Annotated in this window: 22 protein-coding genes; 13 read left to right on the top strand and 9 right to left on the bottom strand. The window is 65.4% G+C overall.

The genetic code is table 11. The annotated features are described in order from the left end of the window. Nucleotides 1–23: 23 nt before the first annotated feature. The 5 genes from K9F62_20450 to K9F62_20430 all read right to left on the bottom strand — a co-directional run bounded on the left by K9F62_20450 (nt 24) and on the right by K9F62_20430 (nt 5,702). On the bottom strand, nt 24–386 hold the full coding sequence (locus tag K9F62_20450; GenBank protein ID UJX43267.1) for a response regulator: 363 nt from the start codon (nt 384–386) through the stop codon (nt 24–26). Further along, entirely contained in the window at nt 379–711 is a 333-nt protein-coding gene (locus K9F62_20445) for an STAS domain-containing protein (protein UJX41021.1), read from the bottom strand. The genes K9F62_20450 and K9F62_20445 overlap by 8 nt, the downstream gene beginning before the upstream one ends. Before the next feature lie 26 nt (nt 712–737). Next, nucleotides 738–2,909 (bottom strand): chemotaxis protein CheA, encoded by a 2,172-nt coding sequence (locus tag K9F62_20440; GenBank protein UJX41020.1) that lies wholly within the window; start codon nt 2,907–2,909, stop codon nt 738–740. A gap of 53 nt (nt 2,910–2,962) precedes the next feature. After that, nucleotides 2,963–5,062 (bottom strand): methyl-accepting chemotaxis protein, encoded by a 2,100-nt coding sequence (locus K9F62_20435; GenBank protein UJX41019.1) that lies wholly within the window; start codon nt 5,060–5,062, stop codon nt 2,963–2,965. Nucleotides 5,063–5,168: 106 nt separating this feature from the next. Next, nucleotides 5,169–5,702, bottom strand: a complete 534-nt coding sequence (locus K9F62_20430; protein ID UJX41018.1) for a chemotaxis protein CheW — start codon at nt 5,700–5,702, stop codon at nt 5,169–5,171. A 366-nt stretch (nt 5,703–6,068) separates the two neighbouring features. On the opposite strand from K9F62_20430, the gene K9F62_20425 reads away from it, so the two are divergent. Then, the gene (locus K9F62_20425) at nt 6,069–6,581 is read left to right on the top strand and encodes a hypothetical protein (protein UJX41017.1); all 513 of its coding nucleotides are present in this window, start codon (nt 6,069–6,071) and stop codon (nt 6,579–6,581) included. Next, a complete protein-coding gene (locus tag K9F62_20420) occupies nt 6,578–7,684 on the top strand; it encodes a hypothetical protein (GenBank protein UJX41016.1) in 1,107 nt (368 codons plus the stop codon). The genes K9F62_20425 and K9F62_20420 overlap by 4 nt, the downstream gene beginning before the upstream one ends. A 13-nt stretch (nt 7,685–7,697) precedes the next feature. Here the strand turns inward: K9F62_20420 and K9F62_20415 are convergent, their stop codons facing one another. Together K9F62_20415 and K9F62_20410 are read right to left on the bottom strand one after the other, a co-directional pair. Continuing rightward, on the bottom strand, nt 7,698–8,126 hold the full coding sequence (locus K9F62_20415) for a hypothetical protein (protein ID UJX41015.1): 429 nt from the start codon (nt 8,124–8,126) through the stop codon (nt 7,698–7,700). Between the two features lie 100 nt (nt 8,127–8,226). Then, on the bottom strand, nt 8,227–9,036 hold the full coding sequence (locus K9F62_20410) for a YkgJ family cysteine cluster protein (protein UJX41014.1): 810 nt from the start codon (nt 9,034–9,036) through the stop codon (nt 8,227–8,229). A gap of 240 nt (nt 9,037–9,276) precedes the next feature. Here K9F62_20410 and K9F62_20405 point away from each other — a divergent pair, with 240 nt between their 5' ends. Genes K9F62_20405 through K9F62_20385 form a run of 5 tightly spaced genes read left to right on the top strand, consistent with a single transcriptional unit; the run spans nt 9,277 to nt 13,323 of the window. After that, entirely contained in the window at nt 9,277–9,693 is a 417-nt protein-coding gene (locus K9F62_20405) for an ATP-binding protein (GenBank protein ID UJX43266.1), read from the top strand. A gap of 17 nt (nt 9,694–9,710) precedes the next feature. Then, the gene (locus K9F62_20400; GenBank protein UJX41013.1) at nt 9,711–10,046 is read left to right on the top strand and encodes an STAS domain-containing protein; all 336 of its coding nucleotides are present in this window, start codon (nt 9,711–9,713) and stop codon (nt 10,044–10,046) included. 33 nt (nt 10,047–10,079) lie between these two features. Beyond that, the gene (locus tag K9F62_20395) at nt 10,080–10,727 is read left to right on the top strand and encodes a hypothetical protein (protein ID UJX41012.1); all 648 of its coding nucleotides are present in this window, start codon (nt 10,080–10,082) and stop codon (nt 10,725–10,727) included. 25 nt (nt 10,728–10,752) lie between these two features. Continuing rightward, nucleotides 10,753–12,462, top strand: a complete 1,710-nt coding sequence (locus K9F62_20390) for a dynamin family protein (protein ID UJX41011.1) — start codon at nt 10,753–10,755, stop codon at nt 12,460–12,462. Between the two features lie 21 nt (nt 12,463–12,483). After that, complete coding sequence (locus tag K9F62_20385) at nt 12,484–13,323, top strand: sulfotransferase family 2 domain-containing protein (protein UJX41010.1); 840 nt, start codon at nt 12,484–12,486, stop codon at nt 13,321–13,323. A gap of 223 nt (nt 13,324–13,546) precedes the next feature. On the opposite strand, the gene K9F62_20380 is transcribed toward K9F62_20385, so the two are convergent. Continuing rightward, nucleotides 13,547–13,945 carry a response regulator gene (locus tag K9F62_20380; protein ID UJX41009.1) on the bottom strand — a complete coding sequence of 133 codons (399 nt, stop codon included), beginning with the start codon at nt 13,943–13,945 and terminating at the stop codon, nt 13,547–13,549. A gap of 371 nt (nt 13,946–14,316) precedes the next feature. Here K9F62_20380 and K9F62_20375 point away from each other — a divergent pair, with 371 nt between their 5' ends. Together K9F62_20375 and K9F62_20370 are read left to right on the top strand one after the other, a co-directional pair. Next, on the top strand, nt 14,317–14,961 hold the full coding sequence (locus K9F62_20375) for a nitroreductase family protein (GenBank protein ID UJX41008.1): 645 nt from the start codon (nt 14,317–14,319) through the stop codon (nt 14,959–14,961). A gap of 280 nt (nt 14,962–15,241) precedes the next feature. Then, complete coding sequence (locus tag K9F62_20370) at nt 15,242–16,033, top strand: nitroreductase family protein (GenBank protein ID UJX41007.1); 792 nt, start codon at nt 15,242–15,244, stop codon at nt 16,031–16,033. A 181-nt stretch (nt 16,034–16,214) separates the two neighbouring features. Here the strand turns inward: K9F62_20370 and K9F62_20365 are convergent, their stop codons facing one another. Further along, the gene (locus K9F62_20365) at nt 16,215–18,320 is read right to left on the bottom strand and encodes a SpoIIE family protein phosphatase (GenBank protein UJX41006.1); all 2,106 of its coding nucleotides are present in this window, start codon (nt 18,318–18,320) and stop codon (nt 16,215–16,217) included. 193 nt (nt 18,321–18,513) lie between these two features. On the opposite strand from K9F62_20365, the gene rpsF reads away from it, so the two are divergent. The 4 genes from rpsF to dnaB are packed head-to-tail and all read left to right on the top strand — an operon-like array spanning nt 18,514 to nt 21,084. Beyond that, nucleotides 18,514–18,822, top strand: coding sequence for a 30S ribosomal protein S6 (rpsF, locus tag K9F62_20360; protein ID UJX41005.1), 309 nt, complete (start codon nt 18,514–18,516; stop codon nt 18,820–18,822). Nucleotides 18,823–18,825: 3 nt separating this feature from the next. After that, the gene (gene rpsR, locus K9F62_20355) at nt 18,826–19,083 is read left to right on the top strand and encodes a 30S ribosomal protein S18 (GenBank protein UJX41004.1); all 258 of its coding nucleotides are present in this window, start codon (nt 18,826–18,828) and stop codon (nt 19,081–19,083) included. Between the two features lie 11 nt (nt 19,084–19,094). Continuing rightward, nucleotides 19,095–19,658, top strand: a complete 564-nt coding sequence (gene rplI / locus K9F62_20350; GenBank protein UJX41003.1) for a 50S ribosomal protein L9 — start codon at nt 19,095–19,097, stop codon at nt 19,656–19,658. After that, complete coding sequence (dnaB, locus tag K9F62_20345) at nt 19,630–21,084, top strand: replicative DNA helicase (protein UJX41002.1); 1,455 nt, start codon at nt 19,630–19,632, stop codon at nt 21,082–21,084. Before rplI ends, dnaB begins: the two co-directional genes overlap by 29 nt. Nucleotides 21,085–21,367: the final 283 nt, after the last annotated feature.

Here is a 21,367-nt window from a genome sequence, read left to right as displayed (position 1 = left end):
TCTTCTTCTTCTCTCTTCGCTTGTTATCGCAGGACTTTCTTGACGACGGCCAGGAGCTGGTCCGGGGTGAAGGGCTTGACGATCCAGCCCGTGGCCCCGGCCGACTTGCCCTCGGCTTTCTTGCCGGCCTGGGATTCGGTGGTCAGCATGACGATGGGAATGAACTTGTAGGCGGCCTGGGCGCGAATGCCCTTGATCAGGCCGATGCCGTCGAGGTTTGGCATATTGAGGTCGGTGATGACCATGTCCACGGTCCCGGAAAGTTTGGCCAGGCCATCCTTGCCGTCGCAGGCCTCGATGACGTCGTATCCTTCCTTCTTGAGCGTGAAAGCCACCATCTGACGCACGCTCGCTGAATCGTCCACGGTCATGATCCGTTTAGCCATCATGTTCCCCATCGGCGAAAAAGGGTTGGAGCAGGGGCGTGTTGTCGAAGCCGGAAACCCTGGCCGCCAGCCTGGCTGCCTCGGCCACCGGGCCACGTCGGGCGAACGTGCGGCCGTCGCGGTCGAGGGTCAGGGCTGTCGCCAGCAGCAACTGCAGAAAGCTTATGTCGGCATCCTCGACGCCCGATATGTCCAGGGCCAGCGGCCGTCCTTCGCCAACGGCCTGTAGCAGGGCCTTATGCAGGGCGGCGGCGTGTTCCACTGTGCATTTGCCGGCAATGCCGAGCACGAGGCTGTTGCCGTCTTCGGTACGGGTCAGTTCCATAACTACCGCTCCTTGCCTGGCCCTTTCTACTGGGCCAGTGTACGGGAGGCTTTGACCGCGTGCAAGCGGGAGTCTTCCTGTTCGCGCACGAAACGGACGAGCTGGGGCACGTCGAGGATCAGCGAAATGCTGCCGTCGCCGTTTATGGTCGTGCCTGAAATCCATTTGAGATGACGGTAACAGTCGTCGAGGCTCTTGATGACGGCCTGCTGCCGGCCCACCACCTTGTCCACGCAAAAACCGACCATATCCCCTTCCACTTCGGTGATGACCACGCGCTCATAGCCGGGCTGGGTTCCGGGCACGGCGAAAAGCTTGCGCAGGCTCACCACCGGTATCAGTTCGCCCATCCGGTCCATGTTTTCCACGGTGCGCACCTCGCTTGCGGGAAAGCGCTCCTGGAAGCCGCGCAGGGTGACCAGCGGCACGATGAAGGAATCCTTGCCCACCACCACGGAGAAGCCGTCGATGATGGCCAGCGTCAGCGGCAGCTTGATGGTCACCGTGGTGCCCTGGCCAAGGACGCTGTCCACCTCCACCGAGCCGCGCAGGGCCTCGATGTTGCGCTTGACCACGTCCATGCCCACGCCGCGTCCCGAGATGTCCGACACCGTCGCGGCGGTGGAAAAACCCGGGGCGAAGATGAGTTCGAAGATGGCCTTTTCGGGCAGGTCCATGTCCGGGGCGATGAGTCCCTTTTCCACGGCCTTGTTGCGGATCACCACGGGGTCGATGCCCTTGCCGTCGTCGCTTATGGCGATGACCACGTTGCCGCCGGAATGGCTGGCCGACAGGGTGATGTGGCCTTTCTCCGGCTTGCCGGCGGCCTGCCTTTCGGCCGGCGTTTCCACGCCGTGGTCCAGGCTGTTGCGTAGCAAGTGCACCAGCGGATCCTTGATGCGGTCGATGACGGTCTTGTCGAGCTCGGTGTCGCCGCCCAGGGCTTCGAATTCCACGACCTTGCCGAGGGAAGCCGAAAGGTCGCGCAAAAGCCGGGTGAACTGGCTGAACACCGTGCCGATGGGCAGCATGCGGAGCCCGAGCGCCACGTCGCGCATGGCGTCGGTCAGGCGTTCGAGGTCCTCGTCCACGGCGGCGGCGGCGTCGAGGTCCCGGGCCTGGACGGCCTGGCGCAGGCGGGACTGGAGGATGACCAGCTCGCCGGCCATGCTGACCACGCTGTCCAGCCGGGCCGCGTCCACACGCAACGTGGTGCTTCCCGTCGCGGCGGCCTGGCGCTTGCTGCCGCCTTCCGCGGCGCTGAGTTGGGTTCTTTTGGCTTTGGCCTTGGCCTCGCTGATGGTTGCCAGCTTGTCGGCCAGGGCCCGGCCCAGAGCGTCGAGCACCGCGTCGGTCGGGGCGGCGTCGAGGCCGGTGAGGGCGTGGAGCAGCTCGCCAAGGTCATCGCCGCGCAGATTGCCCTGATGGATGCGCTCGATGGTGATGTCGGAGTCGTCCTCGACGAAGATGAACACGTCGCGCAGGCTGTTCTCGGTGCAGGGCGTACGTACGAGCATGTCGAACACGCCGTAGACTTCTTCCGGGTCGAAGTCCGGGGCGTCCAGCTCCGGCATGGGGCCGTGGCGCAGGGAGCGCACGAGGCCCACTGCGTCGAGGTCGGCCAGCAGCCGGGCCGGATCGTTGCCGGAATGCAGGATGCGCGGGCTCGGGCAAAAGCGCACCCAGTAGATGCCGGGTGGTCCCGCCTGGGGCTCGCAGGCATAGCAGGCGTTTTCCTCGGTATCGCAGGTGAGGCCCGACGGGGGCGACGCAGCCGTGACGCCTGCCGGCGGATGCGCCGCATGCGTGTCCTTGCCGGGCAGGAAGGCGGCAAAGGACGCGAGCAGTGCATCCGAGGCGGCGAGCAGTTCCGGTCCCGGCGGGACCGGGGCTTCCAGCAGTGCCAGAATGTGATCCCTGGCCGCAAGCGTGAGCGTCAGCAGTTCGCTGGTGACCGGCAGATCCCCCGCGCGCACCCGGTCGAGCACCGTCTCCACGTCGTGGGTGAAGCGGGAGATCTCCTCGAAGCCGAACATGGCCCCGCCGCCCTTGATGGTGTGCATGGCGCGGAAACAGGCGTCCACGCGTTCCATGTCGCCCGGGTTTTTTTCCAGATCGAGCAGCCCGCGTTCCAGTTCGCCGAGCAGTTCCCGGGTCTCCTCCACATAAATACCGATGGACGGATCAATCTCGCTCATCGTTGCCCACCCCGTCTTCCCGTCGGCGGGCGGCAATCGCGCCCGGGCCGGTGTTAGAAACGTTCGAACTGGTCATCGTCGCTGTCCATGTCCAGGGAAATGGCCGGTGCGGCCGACTCGGCCCGGGGCTTGGCGGACGGCCCCTTGGCCAGGGCCGGGCGGGCGGCGGGCTTGCCCTTGTTGGCCCGGGGCTTGGCGGCGGGCCTGGCCACGCGGGCGCCGGCCTCGAGCTGGAAGAAGGCGACGCTCGCCTGCAGCTGTTCGGCCTGGGCCGAGAGTTCCTCGGAGGTGGAGGCCAGCTCTTCGGAAGCGGAGGCGTTTTGCTGGATGACCTGGTCGAGCTGTTGGAGCGCCTTGTTGACCTGCCCCGATCCGGTGGACTGTTCCTGGCTGGCGGCGTTGATCTCCTGGACCAGATCGGCCGTGCGCTGGATGTCCGGCACGAGCTTGGCGAGCAGGTCTCCGGCCCGTTCGGCCACGCTGGTGGTGGAGCTGGAGAGCTTGGTGATCTCCGAGGCCGCCGACTGGCTGCGTTCGGCCAGCTTTCTGACTTCGGACGCCACCACGGCGAAACCCCGGCCGTGTTCGCCGGCCCGGGCCGCTTCCACGGCGGCGTTTAGGGCAAGCAGGTCGGTCTGACGGGCGATTTCCTCGATGATGGAGATCTTGCCGGCGATTTCCTTCATGGCGGCCACGGCCTGGGTCACGGCCTGTCCGGATTCGCGGGCGTCGTTCGCCGCCTTGACGGCGATGGCCTCGGTCTGGCTGGCGTTGTCGGCGTTCTGGCTGATGCTCGAGGCCATTTGCTCCATGGCCGAGGACGATTCCTCGACGGCCGAAGCCTGCTCGGTGGCGCCCTGGGACAGGGATTCGGCCGAAGCGCTCATCTCCTCGCTGCCCGAGGCCACGTTTTCCGCTCCGGACTGGACCTCGCCCACCACGTCGCGCAGCCGGTCGATCATCTCGGACATGCTTATCAGCATCACGTCCTTGTCCGACCGGGCCGTGACGGAAACGGTCAGGTCGCCCTGGGCCAGCCGGCTGGCCACGTCGGCCGTGGTCCGCTCGGCCTCGATCATGCGCTCCATGGCCATAAGCAGGGTGCCGATCTCGTCGCGCCCCTCGATGCTCACGTCCACGTCCAGGTCGCCGTGGGAGACGGATTCGGCGGCGGTGATGGCCTTTTTGACGCCGCGCAGGATGCCCTTGGTGATGAGCACGGCAAACAGGAGGCCGAGGATGATGGCCGTGACCGCGGCGGCGATATTGACGCTGTTGGCCGTGCGCGATTCGGCGTTCATGCTTTCCTGCTGGACGTTGACGGCTTCCAGGGCGACCTTGGCGGCCTGATCGGCGGCGGCGGCCATGTCCTTGATCACCACGACCCGGGTCTCGGCGGCGGCCAGGAAGCCTTCCATACGGGATTTGTAGGTTTCGGCGCGGGTGACGATGTCCAGCATCATGGCGCGTTCTTCCGGCGTGGCCAGAAGTTTTTCGGCGTCCTTGCCCGACGCGATGAGCTTTTCCAGAAAACTCCGGGCGTTGTCCATGCGCGACGTGTCGCCCTTCCACAGGTAATACAGGACCTCGATGCGCGAACGCAGGAACTGCTGGATGAGACTGCTTACGCGGTGCTGCACCATGGCCGCCTTGGCCACGGCCTCGCCCCCGGTGGCGGAGGACTTGGTCACGGCCTCGGCCAGATGCTGGTCCAGGGTTTCCCCGGCTTTTTGCAGGGCGCCGGCCGCGTCGACCAGGGTCTTGAGCGTTTCCGCATTGGTCTTTTCGCTTTCCAGATAACGGCCGAGTCCGGCCTCATAGGCGGCGACGTCCTTGATGATCGCGTCCATGCGTTCCCGGTTGCGGGGATCGCTTAACGTATGCTTGAGGGCTTGGGCCTTTTCCCTGGCTTTGGCGAGATTTTTGCGAAAGGATTCCAGACGGCCCTGATCCTTGCTGTTCATGAAGTACAGCATGTCCATGCGGGCGCTGGTGATGGCGTCGCTGATGATGTTGACGGCCTCCATCTTGGCGGAGCGCGACAATAACATATCGAGGCTTACATAGCCCACCCCGGCGATGAGGATGGTAAATACAATAAGCAGGCCGAAGCCGAGCCCCAGCTTGAAGGCGAGACTACGATTCTTGAACATGGTGGACTCCGGATTTACGAGGTTGAATCGTTTCGCCGCAGGGCAACGCCATGATCCGCCTGGAAGCACTTCTCTCTTGTTTCTTCGGCCAATTGGGCAATCTTAATTAGGGATTGGAGGTGATTTCGTCGTTTTCTCCCGCAGGCGGGGCCGTCTCGCCAAGCATATGGGACAAATCGAGGATTTCCTCGGTGGAGAAAACCTTGTCCACGTCGAGGATCAGGATGAAGCGGTCCCCGTGCCTGCCGATGCCCCGGATGAAATCGGCCCGCACGGCGGCGCCCATGCGCGGCGGCGGGTCGATGCGGTCCGTCTCGAGCTCCAGGACTTCCTTGACCGAATCGGCCAGGGCTCCCATGACCGAAACCGTGTCCTCGCGCCGGATTTCCACGATCACGATGCGGGTATTGAGCGTCTGTTCCACCTGACCGAGGCCGAATTTCATCTTGAGGTCGACCACGGGCACGGCGTTGCCCCGTACGTTGACCACCCCGCGCATGAACTCCGGTGTCTGGGGAATGCGGGTGATGTCCGTGTAATCGAGGATTTCACGGACGGAAAAAATATCGATGGCGAAAATTTCATTCCCAAGCGTCATGGTAAGAAAGCGCTGGCTGCCGGACTGGGCGTCAGTTGCCATAGTGTTTCTCCTTCCTGCCCGTTCGGGCTTTCATGGTCGCCAACAGTATGCTTTCTCATTTATAGAACACAATATGTTATGGATCCTATGAATAATTTTCAGTAAAGACAATACCTATTTCAAAAATGGTCGTTTGCGCCCCGCCACGAGGCGCTGGCGCCGTCATGCCGTCGCGGCGGGGGGAGGAGCCAGTCGAATCGCCCGGACGCGCTGCACGGCGCGGAGGGTTTGCAACAGAAGGCGCGGCGGGCACTTCCGGGAACTGCCGGTCTGCGGCGTCGTCTATGGCGATCGTGTTTCGGGGGAACTTTAGGCTCCACATTTTACGGATTATTGTCTAAAATAAAGCGAATAAGTGAGGATACCATGCCACCAAAACGCACGGCCACGGCGGCTGTCGGGAAAAGTCTGGAAGCGCGGCGCGATGTTGCCCGTGATGCGGCGATCAAGGAACTGCGGGCCCTGCGCAACGATATGGCGACATTGGAGGCCATTTTGGCCGGGCGTCGCAAGCGGGGGGATTTTTCGCTGTTCGACGTGGCCCACGGCGCGTTCGAGATTTTTCGCAGCGCCGCCGCCGCCTTCGACGCCGAGGACCTGCTGGAATCGCTGGCCGAAGAGCTCGATAGTGTGAAGGCTTTGGAATTTCTTGATAAACATGGCGCGACCGAACTCGTTAAACCGGCCGGCTGGCATTGGATTTCCCCGCGCGGGGAGATGCATTTCCTTGGCAAGTCCGGCGAGTCCGTCAAGGCCGCCGAGAAGCTGGCCGCCTTGGCGCGCGGGGGGAAACGGGGCAAGCGCGCGACCAAGGCGGAGGAAGACGCCGTGCCCGCCGATGCCGCGACCCCGTCATCCGGCACGCCGGACGAGGCATGATGTTCGTCGACCCAATGCGCCCGGCCGGCCGGCCGGGCGCTTGCCGCGCGGCGGCGTGCCTGCTGGTCCTGCTGCTTGTGGCCGTCTTCGTTGCCGGCTGTTCCGACGACGCGCCGTCCGAGGACGCGCATTCCGTCCAGGGCAAGACCCCGGTGGTGCGCCCCGAGGACGTGCACACGCGCGGCGGCGGCGCCTCCGTCCTGGCCCCGGACTATCGCCAGGAAATGACCGCCGACATGGACGCCGCCGCCCGGAGACAGCCCCTTCGCGCGGGAACCGTGCCGGCCGTGGCGCCCCCTCGCCAAGGCGCGCCCGCCAATCCTCCCGCCAGTCCCCGCAGCAGTCCGACTGCCGCTCCTCCCGCCGGTCCGGCCGTCAAACCCGCCGGGAACGCGGTCGCCACGGGGCCGGGGGTGGTTTCCAAGGAATTTCCGCTTCCGGGCTGTCGGCAACTCGTGCTGGTCGTCGCGCCACGCATGGGTGCGACAACAGGCACGTTGCGCCGCTTTGCCCGGCAAGGGCCGGATGCGCCGTGGCGCGAGGCGGGGCAGGGCGTTTCCTGCCTGCTGGGGCGCGGCGGACTGGGCTATGGTCGGGGATTGGTGCCCATGCCGGCCGGGCCGGAGAAGAAACAGGGGGACGGCAGGACGCCGGCCGGATTCTTTTCCCTGCCCGAGGCCTTCGGCTATGCCGACGCCCAGACGGCCCGGGCGGCCGGGGTGCGGTTGCCTTACACCATGGTGACCGACCGGGTGGCCTGCGTGGCCGATCCCGCCGTGCCCCAGTTCGGGCGCGTGGTCGGGCCCGAGGAGCGCCCGGAGGGCGGCTTTGCCCGGCAGGAACGCATGGTGCGCGCCGACAAGGCCAACATCTGGGGGGTGGTCATCGGCCACAACCGGGATGCTCCTGTGGCCGGGGCCGGCAGTTGCGTCTTCGTCAACGTGCGCCCGGCCGGCGGTGCGCCGACCGGCGGCAGCATCGGCTGTCCCGAGGCCGACGCCGCGACGCTTGCCGCCTGGCTCGACCCGGCCGCCAGGCCGGTCCTGGCCGTTTTGCCGCAAAAGCTTTACCAGGAGCGCCGCGCCGCCTGGGGACTGCCCTGAGGTCGCGCTTCGTTCAGGATGACAGCAGCTTGGCCAGGGTGGTCTTTTCCATCTGGGCCTTGGGCGGCATGGGCAGCTCCACGGCGGCGCGCATGGCGTAGCCGAGCATGGGGCCGGTCGGTCCGTCGAAGACGGGCGTGTTGCCCAGGATGAAATGCAGGTTGTCGGCGTCCTGGCCCCGGGCCACGGCCCACTCGGTCAATTCCTTGATGGCGTCGGTCATTTCCTCTTCGGTCTGGCCCATCACGGGCTTGCCGTCGGCCTCCGTGCCGAGCCGGGGATGGCTGTAGAATTCCCGCTTGGCGGCGCTTGCGCTGGCGTCGTCGAGCAGGGCGTCGAAATCGGTCGTTGGCGCTTGCGCCGCGGGGCGGATGGTGTCGTAGCCTTTTTTCTGAAGTACTGTATTGAAATAGCTCAAGATGTCAGAAGAATTCATGCTCATGACGTGACTCCGGGGCTCGGGTTACGGAAAAAAATACCCAGTGCCCGCGGCGTGCAAAAAATAATCCTGTCCGGCCGCGCCGCGCCGGCCCGTCGGCTCGTTACGGCATGGGCTGGCGTTTGCGGCGCAGCCCCGTCTCCAGGCCGAAAAAGGCCAGTTCCAGCCAGTCCAGGCCGAAAATCAGCGAGGCCTCCTCGTCGGCCAGGACCCGCGCCTTGCGTTCCTCGTCGATCTCCACCAGCCGGAAGAGGTCCAGCCGGGTGATGAAGGCCTGGAAGGCGTCGGGCTCGTACTGGGCCAGCCAGACCATCTGCCCCTGCTTGTCGGTCAGGGCCGCGCCCTTGCCCCGGGCCAGGGCCATAAGCCGCATGTAGCGGTCGTTGAAATCGTTGTAGCGGGCAAGGTCCTGGTCGGCCAGCCAGGCCGGCGCGTCCCAGGTGGAGGCCTCTTCGAAGCCCCGGCAGTGCGGCTCGCGCACCACGAAAAACTGCTCCACCACATGCCCCTGTTCGTCGAGCTTGGTCGCCCGGCCCAGGGGATAGGTGCGGCAGGCCCCGGGGCGGTCGGGATAGACCTTGCAGCCCTCCGGCGTGACGAAGGGGCAGCGTTTCCGGGGCTCGTCGCGCATCTTGAGCTGGAGCATGGGAAAGCCGGTGTCCGGCGCGGTGAAACGCGTGGCGAAGTGGTTGATGAAGTCCGCGGCCGAAATCCCGAGCGCCCGGCGCAGGCGCAGGGCGTCGTAGGGCGTGAGCATCAGCCGCAGGTCCGAACAGCAGGCGTTGAAGCAGGGCACGTTCGGATGGCAGGCGAACCGGAAAGACTCCCCGGGCGCGAGTTCGGGCAAGGATTTGAGGAACGCTTCGGTGGCGTCGGCCTCGTTTTCGGCCAGGGCGTCGTTTAAATCTTTCATGGGGGAGCCTCCTTGTTGGACGGGCTTTCTACGTCCACCAAAGCCTGTTTGCAACCGCCGCGCCGACCAGGAGCGGCCGGGGCTTCGCCTTGACAGGCCATGAAAAAACAGGAAGTTTGCGGCAATCGGTCATGCGCCGCCAATCAGCCGTCGTTCTTGACGGCCTGGCATACCCGCGGCGGGGCCGGTTGCGTCCCGGAGATCCGCCCGGCGGCGCGGCAATCGACGTGCGGGGACAGGATGCAGTCGGGCTTTTCCTTGCGACTCCACAACCGCCTGTTGGAACTTGACCGTATCGGGGATGCGGTCGAGGCCTTTGGCGAGGCCCATGCCCTGTCTGCCAAGCTGCGCTACCAGATCCGGCTGGTCCTCGACGAACTTCTCACCAACATCATCAGTTACGGATACGCCGACGATACGGAACACGTCATAACCGTCGGCATGGGCCTTGATGGCTCGCGTCTGCGGTTTATCCTGGAAGACGACGCCCGCCCCTTCGATCCCTTGACGGCCGGCACCCCGGACACCACCGCCGAGGCGGATCGGCGACCCATCGGGGGGCTCGGCATTCATTTGGTGCGTACGATCATGGACAGGGTCGCCTATGAGCGGGTGGGCGGCAAAAACCGGTTGATTCTCGAAAAAGACGTCAATTGACGGAAAAGGGGGGCGCTATGCAGCTTGTGGAACGGGAGAACGGAGGGGTGACGGTGCTCGAGCTCGGCGGCCGGCTCGACAGCAACACGTCCAAGGTGCTCGAGGACAAGATCATGGAGATTCTCGGCCAGGGCAAGACCAAGGTGCTCATGGACTTCAAGGGCGTGGATTACATCAATTCCACCGGCCTGCGCGTTCTGCTGCTGGCCTTGCAGCAGCTCAAGAAGATCCAGGGACAGCTGGTGTTGGCCACCATCAAGGATTATATGAAGGAAGTCTTCGAAATTTCCGGCTACACCGAGATCTTTCCGATTTATCCCACCCAGGAGGAGGCCCTGGCCCATTTCGCGTAAAGGCGGCGCGCGGGGCCCAGGAGAGGAGTCGTCATGCACGTGAGATCGTGGCGTTTGCGCCATCTGTTTTTGGCCGTCGGCCTGATGGTCGCGGCCTGCGTTCCGGCCCGGTCGGGCTATGGCGCGGATGCGCCCCTGGAACTGGTCGGCCTGCGGCTGGGCGAAACCCTGGCCGAGGCGGGCAAGGCCGTCGTGCGCCCGGAGATCGAAAGGTCCTTCCACAAACCCTACCTCGGACTTGCGGCGGTGGCCCCGGTGGCGGGGTTTCGCAGCGGCTACGTGGATTACGGGCTTTGCGCCAAGCCGGAACGCATCGTGCGCATCAAGATGAACTACGCCGACGATTCGCTGGCGTTTTTCCAGCGCCTCATGGAGGCGCTTCAGGTGCGCTATGGCGAACCCCGGGAATGGCGCGGCAACGCCTTCGGCACCCTGCGGACCTGGAAATGGAGCCTGCGGGCAGCCGATGGCCAGCCGGTAAGCCTCATCCTCATGCATTACGAGGGGGAGGACGGGGCGTTTACCGAGGGCAATTCCATCCGACTCGCCGCTACCGGCTTGGTGCACGACGAGGAAGTCTGCTATAACGCGAAGAACAAGAAATCCGGCGCGTTCGAGGCGGCCAGGGCCGAGGCGGCCAAAAACGAAAAGCTTGGCCTCGACTGGTTTTTGCCCCGCTGAGCCGGACAACTTGAAGGATCGACCGTTGCGCGCATCGCTTCTCGAATCGCGGTTTCTGGCCCGCCGGACCGAACTGGCCGGCCTGCTCGGACGTCTGGTCGCGCTCGTGGCCCGGTGCGGCCGGGACGACCTGGCCGAAACGGCCCGGGAACTGGCCGCCCATGTGACCGAGCCGTTCCTGTTCGTGGTGGTGGGGGAGGTCAAGACCGGCAAGAGCAGCCTCATCAACGCCCTGCTCGGCGCCACGGTTACGGAAGTGGCCCCCGACCCCTGCACGGACCGTATCCGCATCATCACCCGGGGCGAGCATCCCTCCGAAACCGCCGACGGGCCCCTTGTCACCCACGTCACCCTGGACAACCCCATCCTCGACGGCTTGGCCATCGTGGACACGCCCGGGGTGGACAGCATCATCGACCGCCACCAGGAAATCACCGAGCAGTTCATTCCCCGGGCCGATCTGGTCCTGTTCGTCTTTTCGGCGCTCAACCCCTATTCCCGCTCGGCCTGGGAATTTTACGACTTGGCCGCCGATACCTGGCGGCGCAACGTGGCTTTCGCCCTGACCCAGGCCGACTTGGCCAGCCCGGAGCAGATCAAGGTCAACACGGCCCGGCTGCGCGATCTGGCTCGGGACAGGGGCATGAGCGATCCGACCGTTTTTCTGGTTTCGGCCGTCACGAGCGGGACTGATCCCGAGGCCGGGGGCATCGCGGCCCTGCGGGAGCTGGTCCGGGATCTGACGGCCTCGGGCGGGCACTTTGCGGCCAAACTCGAGGCCACGCGGCGTTCGGCCGAACGCCTGACCGCCCAGCTTGGCCGGTCCCTGGAAGGCGTCGGGGCGGAGCTTGCTGCCGACGCGGCCGAGGCCGACCGCATGCGCAAGCGCCTGCAAACCGCAAGGCAGGCCGCCGACCGCGAGGCCGAGGTGCTGCGGGTGCGGGTGGAGGGCGCCTACACGCGCCTTGCCGCCCGGTTCGAGACGGCTTTTGCCGAGGAGCTGACCTTTGGCGGCATGATCGGCCGGGCCGTGACCAGCCTGTGGCGGCGCGGCGCCAAGGCCGCCTCCCCGGCGGCGCGCCTGGCCGAACTCGGCGAGGCCTTTGCCAAGGACCTGGAACACGAGGTGGACGCCATCGCCCGGCAGGGGGCGCAGCACATTTTCGAAAGCGTGAGCAATACGGCCCGCGGCCTGCTCGACGAGCTGGCCCGGCGGCGCGCCGCCGGCGAAGGCCAGCCGGCCGATGCCCTGACCGCCCAGCGCGACCGGGTGTTGGCCGAAGTGGCCGAACGGGTGGAGGCGCTTTTGGCCGACGGCGGCCCTATGGCCGGCCTGGACCCCAAAAGCGTGACCGGCATGGACCCCAAGGCGGCGCTCGGCGGAACCTTGGTGGTTTTGGGAACGATTTTCGCCGTGGCCGTCAAAAGCGCTGTGGTGGACGTGACCGGTGGGGTGATCGCGGCCGGTGGCGCGCTTTTGGCCGGCAGCGCGCTGTTCTGGCAACGCCCCCGGGTGTTGCGGGAAATGCGACGCCGTCTGGCCGCGGGAGGCGAGAAGCTGCGCCTGGAACTCGACGAGCGTCTGGCCGCCCGGGTTGATCGGATCTTTCGGGAGTTGGACGAACGGTTCGCGCCCTTTTTCGCGGACATCGACGACCGACGCGATCGGCTGGCCGACCTTTCCGGGCAACTGGCCGCGCTACGGGAGGCCCTGGCGGCCTTCGATCCTTCCTGACCGCCTCGAGGCGCGGGCATCATGGCCGGCCAACCGCCGTTTCTTTTCCTACACATCCCCCGCACCGCCGGGACCACGCTCAACCGCCTGCTGGAGCGCAATTTTCCGCCCGGCTCCGTGCTGTCGCTCTACACGCGGGACGATTTCGCCCAAAACGCGGTCATCGACCAATCCCGCCTGGACGGCATCCGGCTGATCCAGGGCCATGTGCTTTTGACCGACTACGACGCCTTCACTTTCTACGACGCGCCGGTTCGGGCCGTGACCTTTCTGCGCGAGCCCGTCTCGCGGGTGATCTCGGAGTACCATTTCCTGCGGACCTGGCCCGGACAGCATCTCTATGATCTGCTCAACCGGGAAAACATGTCCCTGGCCGAATACGTCACCAGCAGCCACAAGCTCCTTCGCTACAAGGGCGGCAACTTCATGACCCGGGTGCTTTCCGGCCTGGACCCGGACAGCCGGCCAGAAGATGCGCTTTCCCGCGCCCAGGCCAACCTGCGCGACCGGTTTGTCGCCTTCGGCCTGACCGGGGATTTCGACGCCAGCCTGCTGCTTCTCGCCGACGTCATGGGCCTTTCCGACCTGCTCTACGAACGCCAGAACAGCCTGCGCCGACCCGAAGCCGCCCGGGCCACGGACGAGGAGCGCGCGCTTGTCGCCTCGCGAAACGTCCTCGACGCCGCGCTGTACCGATTCGCCACGGACCTTTTCGCCGAGCGCGTCGCCGCCGGCGGCAAGGCGTTCGCTGCCCGCCTCGCCCGGCACAAGCTCCTGGTCGCGAAGTTTCAAAACGTCTGCCGTCTGCTCGACTCCCAGGCCGGCGCGCCCGGCGGGGCGATCGAAAATCCAAAGAAGTGAAGTAGTGAAGGGAAGAGGGGGGGATGCCTCCGGCGGCCAGGGGGAAACTTTTTGAAAAAAGTTTCCCCCTGGACTCCCTTCAAAAACTTTCACAAGGGGGTGGAGTCGAAGAGGGCAGGCAACCCAACCCTGGAGAAAAGTTTTTGCGGGAGGGGGTCCGGGGGAGGGGGCTTTTTTCAAAAAGCCCCCTCCCCCGGCGCGTCTCAGTGTCCCGCTCTCCCCCTCAGCCGAGCAGGCCCAGGGTGGCCAGCTTGTCCAGCAGTTCGGCCCGATTGGGCGGCTTGACCAGGTAGGCCGCCACCTGGCCGTCGAAAAGCGCGGTCATGGTGTTGGTCTCGTCGTCCATGGAGGTGACCATGACGGCCTTGACCCGTTTTTCCGGGGGCACGCCGCCGGCTTCCTCGGCCTGCCGGATGCGGGAGAGCGTCTCGTGCCCGTCCATATGGGGCATGATGATGTCGAGGAAGACCACGTCGAAGGGCGTGCCGGCAACGGTGGCGTTGCCCACGGCCGTCACGGCCTCGGGGCCCGAGGCGCACATGACGCACTCGGCCACCCCGGCGAGATGGGACGCCAGAACATGGCGGCTGGCCAGGTCGTCGTCCACGACAAGTGCCCGCATAAGACCTCCTCGAAAATTAAATATCTATTACGCCAGCTGGCGTGACACATCAAGAAAAACCTGTTGTGAAAGCGACTCATGCTGTATCGGGTCACGCTTTTAAAGGAAAGCGTCACGTTGTGCGGGTGTGATTTTCCGCGTAGGCCGGGTGTCATGACCATAAACCCAAGGAGCGCGGTATGACGACAATGCAGCATGAGGCAAAGGCAACGGCATCGAACATCATGTACATTCGGGGTATCCCTTTCCGGTGCCCGGAAACGGCGAAAGCCAAACAGACAACGGCCACTCCGGTCGCCGTCAAGGAGAGCGCCCCGGCGTCTGTTGCGTCCGCCCCGGTCGGGACAACGACCGCCAAGGCGAACGCTGCGGTGTCGGCCGCGCCCCTTTTTACGCCGTCCAACGTGCTGGCGCGGTTCGGCACGGCCTGCGGTTGCCGGGCCGGCATTTCCCGGGCCGAGAGCGAATCCCAGGCCAAGATCGTGAGGAGCCGGCGTTCGGTGCGGGTCTTCGCCGACCGGCGGCTGACCATGCGTGAGCTTCGGAACCTCATCGACTCGGTGGCCAATGGCCTGACCGACGGCCGTACGGACCCCGCCCGGTTTATCGTAGTGGAAGCGCCCCGGACCATGGCCCGCGTGACCGGGCTTGCCGCGCGCTGGCTGTGCCGGGAAGGCCTCCTGGCCGACGGCGTGGCCCCGGATGCGGATGCCGGCCGGATCGTCTTTGGCGGTGCGCCCCATCTGGCCGTGGCCTACGGGAAAAGCGGCTCGACCAAGGCGGCCGAGGATTGCGCTCTGGCCATGGCCCGTCTGGAATGGGCCGGAGCCGCCATGGGGCTTGGCAGCTGCTTTGCCGGCGAGATCGTCCGGGCCGCCGCCGGTTCGTCCGAACTGGCCGCCGCCTTGTCCGTCCCGAGCGGACATACCGTGCATGCGGCGCTTTTCCTCGGCTATCCCGGCTTTGCCCCGCAGCAGCCGGAAACAACGCCCGGCGTGCGGATCATCTGGCTGTAGTGTCCCGCCCCTAGGCCAAGACGCCCTGGTTTTCTAACGATCCGCACGCGCAAACGCGGATCGCCACATTCCACAGGGACCGTCGGCCGGCCCCGTCTCCCTGCCCGGGTCCGGCCGCCCCTCCCAAAGCCGCTTTCCTCCTGCCCACGGTACCCTCCAGGGTATCACGCCACGCCGATGTGCCTTCTTGTCAAAGCCGGCAAGCCGAGTAGGTTTGGGCCGTGTCTGGTTTCGCGTCCGCGCGGACGCGGCCAAGTCGCGCCATTAAGGAGGAATGCTCATGGATCTGATCACGGTGGATGCGGACAAGTGCAAGAAGGACGGCATGTGCGCCCTGGCCTGCCCGAGCGGCGCCCTGGAGCTTGGGGAAGACGGCGGGCCGGTGGCCGCCGATCCGGTCGTGTGCAACGCCTGCGGCCATTGCGTGGCGGTGTGCCCCCACGGCGCGCTGGCCAATTCCCGTGTGGACGCCGTCAATCCGGCCTCGGGCCTGCGGCAAAACGTTCGCTTTCCCGCCCCGGAGGTCGTGGACGGCCTGTTGTTGGGGCGGCGCTCCATCCGGGCCTACGCCGACAAGCCCGTGCCCCGGAGCGTGATCGAAGAGTTGCTCGACGTGGCCCGCTACGCCCCGACAGCCAGCAACGTCCAGGAAATCCGCTGGATTGCCGTTGCCGATCCGGCCAAGGTGCATGCACTGGCCGGCCTGACTTCCGCCTTTTTCGCTACGGGCGGCCAACGGGCCAAATATTCGGCCATGTGGGAGCGGGGCCGCGATTATTTCCTGCGCGGCGCGCCGGCCCTGGTCGTGGTCCATACCGACGCCTCGATAGCCTTCGGACCGGCCGACTGCGGCATCGCCTTGACGTTTTTCGAGCTGGCCGCCGTCGCCAGGGGCCTTGGCACCTGCTGGGCCGGGCTTTTAACCTACGCCGCCAAGGGCGATCCCGCCGTGCGCCAGGCCCTGGGCATCCCCGAAGGCCATACCGTCCACGGCGGACTCATGCTCGGCTACCCGAAGTTCCGCTACGCCGCCGTCCCCCCGCGCAATCCCGTGTCAGTGCGTTGGTTGTAAGAATTTAAGGAGGGGAAGAAAGTGCGAGAGGGGAAACCCTTTAAAAAGGGTTCTCCCCTCTCGCGCTCTCCCCTTCCTAAATTTTATAAATGGGGGGGATCAACCGTTACTATTTAAAGTCTTTGGAAGGGGGGCTCGGGGGGAAACTTTTCTTCAGAAAAGTTTCCCCCCGGTTCCTCCCTTAGATAGCTTTTATAACCACTAAGGTGATGTCGTCGTCGCGGGGGGCGCCGGCCTGGAAGTCGGCCACGTCCTTGTGGACGGCAGCCAGGATTTCCGCGGCCGTGGCGGCGGCGTGGGAGCGCAGCATCTCCCGGAACCGGTCCTTGCCGTACATTTCGCCGGCCGGGTTGCGGGCCTCCCAGATGCCGTCGGTGCCGAGAGCCAGCATCTCTCCCGGGGCCAGTCCCGGGCGGCTTTGTTCCTCGTAGGCGTACTCGGGGAGAATCCCCAGCGGCAGTCCCGGCCCCATGAGTTCCTCGAAGGCGTCGTTTCGCGGATCGTAGACCAGGGCCGGATCGTGTCCGGCTCGCGACCAGCGCAGCCGTCCCTCGGGGCCGATGCCGCCGTTTTCCAGGCGCAGGAAAAAAAGCGTGATGAAGCGGCCGGAATCGGCCGTGTCGCGGCACAGCAGGCTGTTGACCAGGCTGAGCAGGGCGGAAGGCGACGGGTCGTTGCCCTGGCCGCCGCGCAAAAGCGCCCGGCCGGTGGCCATGAAAAGCGCCGCCGCGATGCCGTGTCCGGTGGCGTCGCCGACGGCCAGATCGATGCCGGACGCGCCGGAGCGGTTGAACTGGAGATAGTCGAAATAGTCGCCGCCGGTCTCGTCGCAAAAGATCGTGCCCCCGGCGATGTCGAGGCCGGGCACGGCCGGCGGGGAGGCGGGCAGGAGGTTTTGCTGCACCTCCATGGCGAGAAGCATGTCCTGCTTGAGCCGCAGCCGTTCGGCCAGCTTCGGGGCCATGTTGTTGAAGGAGGCGGCCAGCTCGGCCAGCTCGTCCCGGCCCGAAACCGGGGCCCTGGCCTGCAAGTCGCCCTGGGCCAGCCGGCTGGTGGCCCGGCAAAGGGCTGTCACCGGCTTGGTCACCGCCTTCGCGCCGAAATAGGCCAGAAGCGCTGCCGCGAGCAGGGCCACCACGGCCACGACCACGACCACGGCCAGCATCCGCTTGGTGCGGGCCAGGATGGCCGATTCGGCCGAATCCGCCTGGTGCAGCACGGCGGCCTTGGGCACCAGCACGAGCAACCCGGCCGGGGCGTCCGGAAAGGGTTTGAGCACCGCGAAATAGTCCGCATCGCCCACATGGAGCGGGACCAGGGCCGACGTGTGGGCATCGATGTCCCGGGCCAGCTTGGCCTGGGCCGCCGTGTCCGCCGAAGCCAGGGGCACCGGGGTCAGCGGGGTGTCCCAGCCGTGGGAGGCGGGCATGAAATCCCGGCTGGCCAGCACGACGAGGTGCTTGCCGTCCGGGGCGTGGACGATGAGCGCCCGCACGCCCTTGCCCCAGCGGCGCGACAGGTCGCTTTCCGGCAGCATGGTCTCGAGCGGCGCGTCGAGGGCGGCCACGCCCAGAAGTTCGCCGGCGGCATCCCGGATGGGCCTGGAGACCGTGGCCACGAGGCGGCCGCTCGAGGCGTCGACCAGGATGCTCCAGGCTTCCCCCTGGCGGGCCATGGCCGTCTTGTACCAGGGGCGGTCGCGCGGATCGTAGCCCTCGGGAAGCTGGCCGTGGCCGGGATAGGAACACATGAGCCCGTTTGGCAGGGCCACGTAGGCCCACAGCATATTGTCGCCAAGGGTGCGATTCAGGGACTGGAAGATGGGCAAAAGCCGCGACAGCCTGGCCGCGTCCTCGGCATGGGCCTTTGCGGGGGTATTGGGCGGCACGCTGAAGGAAATGGCGTCGCCGGTTGCCGGGATGCCCCGGTTAACGACGGCCGCCAGGGGGGTGGTTCCGGCCGGCAACCCGCCGGCGGCGCTGAAATCCCGGTCGTAGAAGACCTGGGCCTTGGGCGGAGGTGTTTCCCGCAGGGACTGGGCGGCCTCCCGGGACAGCAGGGTCAGGGCCAGTTCCAGCTTTTGCCGGTTGTCGTTGAGGTCCTCGCCGATGAGGTCGACCATCAGGGCCAGTTCCTGTTCCGAGGAATGCCGAAAGGAAAGCGAGGTGTGGTCGGCCAATTCCTTGCCGAGCAGCCTGCCCTCGCGCAGGGCGTAATAGCTGACGACGACAAGCGGCGGCAGGGTCAGGACAAGCAGGATGCAAAGCAGTTTGGTGCGGATGCGCATGGGCTCCTCGGCAGGCTTCGGGCCGCCTGGCGGCTCATGATGCGACAGCTTTTACCCCTGTCCGCGTCCGCTTGGCAAGTCGCGGCCCAGGACCTTGACAGGTGGCATGGTTGCGGGTAACGACTCCCCTTCGCCTTGCTCTTTCCAATGGGGGCTCACCCCGAGAAAGGGCCATGGACCATAAGGAGGAACCATGCGGAAATATGAAGCGCTGCTGTTGCTCTCTCCGGAGCTGGCGGCCGAAAACCGGCAGGAGATCATCGAGAACCTCCAGGGGGTTCTCGAGCGTCAGCAGGCCACCATGCTGACCGTGGACGAATGGGGTATGCGCGATCTGGCCTATCCCGTCGAGAAAAAGACGCGCGGCCATTACACCCGCCTCGAATTTGCCGCCCCGGCTCCGGCCATCGCCGAGTTCGAGCGGATCGTGCGCATCACCGACGGCATCATGAAGTTCATTACCGTCAAGCTCGCCGACAAGTTCGTGCCCGAGGGAGCGTAACTCATGGCCTATAAGAAGAAATTCACCCCGAAGAAGAAGTTCTGCCGTTTCTGCGCCAACAAGAACCTGCCTGTGGATTACAAGCGTCCGGACATCCTGAAGGATTTCGTCACGGATCGCGGCAAGATCATCGCCCGGCGCATCACTGGCACCTGCGCCAAATGTCAGCGCCGCCTGACCGTTGAAATCAAGCGCGCCCGGCAGATGGCCCTTCTGTACTATACGGCCACCCACAGCGCCGAGCTCCTCAAGAAAATGTAAGGGAGAGACCCATGGAACTCATTTTGCGCGCGGACGTGGAAAACCTGGGCCGCCTCGGCGACAAGGTCGCCGTCAAGCCCGGCTACGGCCGCAATTACCTGATCCCCCAGGGCCTGGCCATGCTGGCCTCCGATGCCAATATGCGCCGTTTCGAAAACGAGCGTAAAAAATTGCAGGCCAAGCGCGACGCTCTGGCCTCCGCCGCCCAGACGCTGGCTGAAAAGCTTGCCGCCGCCGAGATCATCATTGAGGTGCGCGTGGGCGAGGGCGACAAGCTTTACGGCTCCGTCACCTCCGCCATCATCGCCGACAAGCTGGCCGAGCAGGGCGTCGAGATCGACCGCAAGAAGATCGTTCTCGACGAGCCCATTCGCGCCCTGGGCCAGTACGAAGTGGCGGTGAAGCTCCTGCCCGAGTTGCGCGGCATGGTCAACGTGACCGTCAAGCGCCAGGGCGGCTACGAGGAAGAAGAGTCGGTCGCCCCGGCCGCTGCCGAAGGTGAAACCGCCGAAGCGGCCGAAGTCGCGCCGCAGGCCGAAGAAGCCAGTGGACAGTCCGAGGAAGAAACCGCGTAGCCAGAAGTCTTCCGGACTGGCCGGAAGCGGCGAGCCGCTGACCGGGCAGGCCCTGGAGCGGGTCTCCGCCGACGTCCTAAAAAAGATTCCCCCCCAGAACCTCGAGGCCGAACAGGCCGTTTTGGGGGGGATTTTACTCAAAAACTCTGTCCTCTATAACCTCGTCGACCTCGTCGGCGAGGACGATTTCTATTCCCCGGCCCATCGCATCATTTTCCAGGCCATCCTGGGGCTCTCCGCCAAAAACGCGCCCATCGACTTGGTGTCCCTGGCCGAGTCCCTGCGCGGGGCCGGCAAGCTGGACGAGGTCGGCGGCCCGACCTATCTGGCCGACCTGACCGCTTCCACGGTTTCGGCCGCCAACGCCCTGCACCACGCCGGCATCGTGCGGGAAAAGGCCGTCCAGCGGAAGCTCATCACCACGGCCCTCGACATCATCACCCGCTGCTACGAAGGCGGCCAGGAAACCGAAACGCTGCTCGACGAGTCCGAGCAGGCCATCTTTTCCATCGCCGACGCCCGCTCCACCCGGGGCCTGCACAGCTCCAAGGACCTTGTGACCCGCGTTTTCGAACTGATCGAAAAACGCATGGAAAACAAGGAGCTGGTCACCGGCGTGCCCACCGGCTACTACCAGTTCGATGAGTACACCGCCGGACTCCAGCCCTCGGACCTCATCATCGTCGCCGGCCGGCCCTCCATGGGCAAGACAGCCTTCGCCATGAACATGGCCATGCGCGCCGCCGTCATGCACAACGTGCCCACGGCTATCTTCTCCCTGGAGATGTCCATGGAGCAGATCATGCAGCGTATGCTGTGCTGCTGGGGCAAGGTGGACCTGGCCAAGCTGCGGCGCGGACGCCTCGACGACGAGGACTGGTCGCGGCTCTATGACGCCGCCAACAATCTGTCTCCGTCGCCCATCTTCATCGACGATACCGCCGCCATCACCACCATGGATCTGCGCGCCCGCTGCCGGAGGCTGAAGGCCGAACACGGCCTGGGGCTCGTGGTCGTGGACTACTTGCAGCTCATGCGGTCCGCGCGCCACATCGATTCGCGCGAACAGGAAATCTCCGACATCTCCCGGAACTTGAAAGCCCTGGCCAAGGAGCTGCATGTGCCGGTGATTGCCCTGTCGCAGCTCAACCGCAAGGTCGAGGAACGCGCCGACAAGCGGCCCATGATGTCCGACCTGCGCGAATCAGGGGCCATCGAACAGGATGCCGACGTCATCATCTTTCTCTACCGCGCCGCCGCCTATAAGAAAAAAGAGGAACTCACGCCCGAGGACAACGTGGCCGAGGTCATCATCGGCAAGCAGCGAAACGGCCCCACAGGCATGGTTCGTCTGACCTTTCTCAAGGAATCCACGGCGTTCGAGAACCTTTCCGATATCCCGCCCCCGTCCGAAATGGGCATGTGATCTTTTTTCGGCAGTCCGCGCGGCTTGATCGAGGTTTCGGCCGGGCGTATAGCCTGCGCAGCAAACCGGTGACATTCCGTCGCCCTTTCGCGGAAGAAACAGACCATGATTGCCCAACACGCCCAAGTTACATGGCTCGTGCCCTGTAGTGGTCCGGAAGCGTACGGACGCTGCATCTTTTTCGATTGCCACGGACCTCGCCGCCATGCCGGAGAAGGACAGGACGGCGATGTTTCGGCGCATCCACGAGCGCCTGGGCGATTTCTCCGACGATGACGGCCTG

The sequence above is a fragment of the Desulfovibrio sp. JY genome, from assembly GCA_021730285.1.
Taxonomy (GTDB): domain Bacteria; phylum Desulfobacterota; class Desulfovibrionia; order Desulfovibrionales; family Desulfovibrionaceae; genus Solidesulfovibrio.
Note: the sequence above shows the minus strand (reverse complement) of the source record. Positions and strands in the feature narration are given on the sequence as shown.